Here is a 3,865-nt window from a genome sequence, read left to right as displayed (position 1 = left end):
TGGTGCGCTCCTCGACCTCGAGGAGCGCGGCGAGCAGCTCGGCGGACAGCCGGGTGCGGGCGGCGACCCGGGCCACGTTGGACGACATCGAACGCGCCGACGCGTTGGCTGACCGGCTGCTGGCGCGGCGCCGGGACCGCCTCGCCGCCGGCCGCGCCACGGACCTGCCCGCCACCCCGACCCGCCTGTCCGCCTGTCCGCCTGACCCGGCGCAACCGGCACGGGGAGCACGGGTGGCCGGTGCGGGCCGTGCCCGTGCACCCGGCGCCGCGGCTGCCGGGTCAGGCGGAGGTGCCGGCCTGGCCAGGGTGGGGGGCCAGCGGCCGTGGGTAGCCGGCGGCGCGCACCAGGTCGTTGACCCGGCTCGACAGCAACCGCGACGGGTGCACGTCCAGGATCTCGACGATCTCACCGAGCAGCCGGCTGGCCTCCGGCGGGTCGTCGGGTGCCAGCGCACCGGCGAGCGCGGCCAGTGCCCACCCCCGTTCGGGGGTGCCCGAACTGGTCAGGTCGACCGCGGCCCGGCTCAGGCCGGCCGCGCCCTCACCGCCCATGCGGCTGACGACGTCCGCGACGACGCAGGCCTCCCGGACCTCGTCGAACGCCGGCCACCCCGGATGACGCAGCCCCTGCACACACGGCGTCTGTGACAGCCGGGCGAGCGCGGCCAGGGCGCCGTCGATGTCACCGAGCGTCGCGGCCGCACCCGCCTCCAACGCGGCCGCCCACCCGTGCAGATACGGATGGCCGGCGGCCGCGGCACGGCGGGCGGCACCCCGGGCCGCGTCATAGCGGCCACCGACGAACGCGACGAGGGAGTCCAGGGTGGCGGCGGTACCGGTCAGCAGCGGGTCGTCGAGCTGGGTGGCGAACTGGTCGGTGAGGGTGGCGAACCGCCGCGCCGACGGATCATCCCCGGCCTCGACGGCGAGCACACCCAGGTAGAACGACAGGAACCCGGCGACCCCGGTGAGCTCACGGTGCGTCGCGGGGGACAGCCGGCGTCCCAGTGCGGCCTGCACGCGGCGCCAGTCGGCGATCACCGGGCGCAGCAGCGCGGTGTGCGGGGTGGTGAGCAGGGTGGTGGCGAACCGGTGCAGCCGGTCGTCGAGCTCGGCCATCGTCAGCGGGTCGGGGTCGGCGTAGGCGATCTCCCGGGAGAGCATGGCGGCGGCGCGGGCGGCGGCGGGCAGGCCGAGCCGGTCGGGACGGGTGGAGTCGGGTAGCTCGACTCGGCTCATCCACGTCCTTCCCGTCCGGCCCCTGGGAGGGCGGGCGACTGTCCCCCCGGCCGCGCCGGAGTGCCGGTGGTGCACCGTCACGGCCCGCCCCCGACCCCGTGGGATGCGTCGGTGACGCGGGGTGTCGGGACGGTCCGTGGCGCGGCTCCGACCGCCGTGCTGGCCGCCCGCGGGGGCGGCCGCCTGGCCGGCGCTGTGCGTCACTGTTCCGGTCGGATCGGTGACGAGCGCACGCTACCGTGTTCAGGCTCACGGTGGGGGGCGGATGTGTGATGTCGCGTTGGCCTGTCACCATCGCGCCGCTGGTGCCAGGATCGGCCTGTCTGTGCGTCGATTGTTGTCCACATCCAGGTGTGGAGTACAGGTTTCGGCGGGATTGTGGCGTGTTACGGCCCTGCTCGCCGGGCCCCTTCCCCGCACAACAGCCCGCACACCCCCGCGCAACCCCCAGGTGGGGGTATGTCGGAGCAGAGTGAGGATCCGCGGCCCGCCGTCGGTGATCGCCACACTGTGCTCGGCGTGGGCGGGTGGTGCGCAGCGCCCAGCCCGGTCCGCTGCGGTCAGTCGTCGGCGCGCAGCGTCACCGCGAGCCCCGCCCGTCCCACCGACCCACCCGCAGCGTGCGGATCACCGTGGCCGTGCGGGTCAGGGGAATGCGAGTGGTGATGGCCGTGCGGCCCGTGGGAGTGCGACGGGTCGTCGGGATGGTCGTGCGGGGTCTGCGCCTGCCCGACCCGGTGCGCATGCCCCGGCAGCGCGATCCGGTACAGGCAGGTGTCGCAGTTCATCCGGATGTCCCCGCCGAGCGCCTCCTGGTAGCGCTCCAACACCAGCTCGACCAGCCCGTCACCCTCCCCGCCGGCGCCGGCGGCGCTGTCGCCGAGCAGGCCCGCGCAGGCCAGTTCCACCTCCGGGTGCCCCCCCGCCCAGCCGGCCGCCTGCTCGACGGTGCGCCGCGGCAGCACCCCGGTGAACAGGAAGTAGGGGACGACGACGATCCGCCGGCCGCCGAGCCGGTGGATCCGCTCCAGCCCGGCCGGCACCGACGGCTCGGCCAGGCTGATGAACGCCACCTCCACCCCGCCGTAGCCGCGGCCCTCCCACAGCAGCCGGGCCACCTTGAACACCTCGGCGTTGGCATCCGGGTCGGTCGAACCCCGCCCGACCAGCAGCACCGTGGTCTGCTCCCGCCGGTCCGGTGGGCAGAGGACGTCGACACGTTCGGCGAGCAGCCGCAGGATCGTCGGATGCGGGCCGAGGGGACGCCCGTAGGCGTAGCGCAGCCCCGGGTGGCGTTCGCGTTCCCGGGCCATCGACCCGGGAATGTCACCTTTGGCATGCCCGGCGGCGACCAGGGTGAGCGGAACGACCCCGAGCCGCCGGTGGCCGGCGTCGACGAGACGGCTGACCGCGTCGGCGACCGGCGGGGCGGACAGCTCGATGAACCCACCGTCCACCGCCAGCCCACCGGCCCGCTGGCGCACCCGGGAGACGAACCGACGGAACTGCTCGGCGCCGGCCTCGTCCCGGGTGCCATGCCCGACGATCAGCAGCGCCGGCCCGGCGGCGGAACCCGCCGGATCCGAAACGGTGGCGGTGGGGACGGTGCCGGGGTGCGGCGGGGTGGCGTTCACCTGGACGTGCCTCCTGCGGCGGGTCGGCCGGTGCGGGCCCGGCGGCTGCGGGTCAGCGCCACGTGTAGTCCCGTGGGGTGACGACCAGGCCGGCGCGCAGCCGGGTCTGGCTCGAGCCGACGACGACCGTGGTCGTCATCCCGACGAGGTCCAGCAGCCGCTCCCGCTCACCGGCCCCACCCGCACCGTCCTGGGTGGCTGTGCGGTCGGTGAGGGCACCGAGGGTCGTGACGGTGATCCGCTGCCCGGGCCGGAACGCGTCGGTGACGATCCCCACCGGGGTGCCGGCGCTACGGTGCGCGGCGAGCACGTCGAGGGCGTCGGGTAGCTGGTGGCGTCGGGTGCGGCTGCGCGGGTTGTAGAACGCGACGACCAGGTCGGCTTCGGCGACCGCGCGGACCCGGCCCACGATCCGCTCCCACGGGGTGTGCAGGTCCGACAGGCTGATCAGCGCATGGTCGTGCCCGAGCGGGGCGCCGAGCAGTGCGGCGGCGGCGAGCGCCGCGGTCACCCCCGGCACGGCGACCACGTCGAACGACCCGTCGGCCAGGTCGAGCGCGGGGCTGCCCATCGCGTACACCCCGGCGTCGCCGCTGCCGATGAGCGCGACGGCATGCCCGGCGCGGGCGTGTGCGACGGCGGTCTCGGCGCGGGCCTGCTCGTCACCGAGCCCGCTGTCGAGCACGGTGACCCCGGCGGGCAGCAGATCGGCGACGGACCGCACGTACTGGTCCAACCCGACCACGATCCGGGCGCGGGCCAGCTCGGCGCGGGCGGCGGGGGTGAGTAGCCGACGGTCCCCGGGACCGAGCCCGACGACGGCGAGCCGGCCGCGGGGCCGGTGCCGGGCCACAGCGACGGTCGCGTGCGCGCTGACCTGCTTGGCGACCACCAGCTGCGCCGTCACCGCCGGTACGCCGGTTGGCGCGCCGGCCGTCGCGCCGTCCGGGATGCCGGCCGTCGCGGCGGTTGGCGGGCCGGCGGGTGGGG

The 3,865-nt window shown here is 76.0% G+C and carries 3 protein-coding genes; all 3 read right to left on the bottom strand.

All coding sequences use genetic code 11. From position 1 onward, the window contains the following. Positions 1-281: 281 nt before the first annotated feature. The gene (locus FMEAI12_RS32135) at positions 282-1,241 is read right to left on the bottom strand and encodes a hypothetical protein (protein ID WP_112108956.1); all 960 of its coding nucleotides are present in this window, start codon (positions 1,239-1,241) and stop codon (positions 282-284) included. Positions 1,242-1,801: 560 nt separating this feature from the next. Continuing rightward, the gene (locus FMEAI12_RS32130; RefSeq protein WP_112108955.1) at positions 1,802-2,875 is read right to left on the bottom strand and encodes a sirohydrochlorin chelatase; all 1,074 of its coding nucleotides are present in this window, start codon (positions 2,873-2,875) and stop codon (positions 1,802-1,804) included. Positions 2,876-2,927: 52 nt separating this feature from the next. Continuing rightward, positions 2,928-3,865, bottom strand: a 938-nt coding sequence (gene cobJ, locus FMEAI12_RS32125; RefSeq protein WP_200835481.1) for a precorrin-3B C(17)-methyltransferase, incomplete at its 5' end; no start/stop codon positions are given.

Source organism: Parafrankia sp. Ea1.12, assembly GCF_900465275.1.
Classification (GTDB): domain Bacteria; phylum Actinomycetota; class Actinomycetes; order Frankiales; family Frankiaceae; genus Parafrankia; species Parafrankia soli.
The sequence above is the reverse complement of the archived record's forward strand: the minus strand, read 5'-3'. Positions and strand labels throughout refer to the sequence as shown.

Excerpts from the sequence above, each read along its gene's own strand:
- FMEAI12_RS32135 (WP_112108956.1), bottom strand. The coding sequence starts at position 1,241 with ATGAGCCGAGTCGAGCTACCCGACTCCACCCGTCCCGACCGGCTCGGC.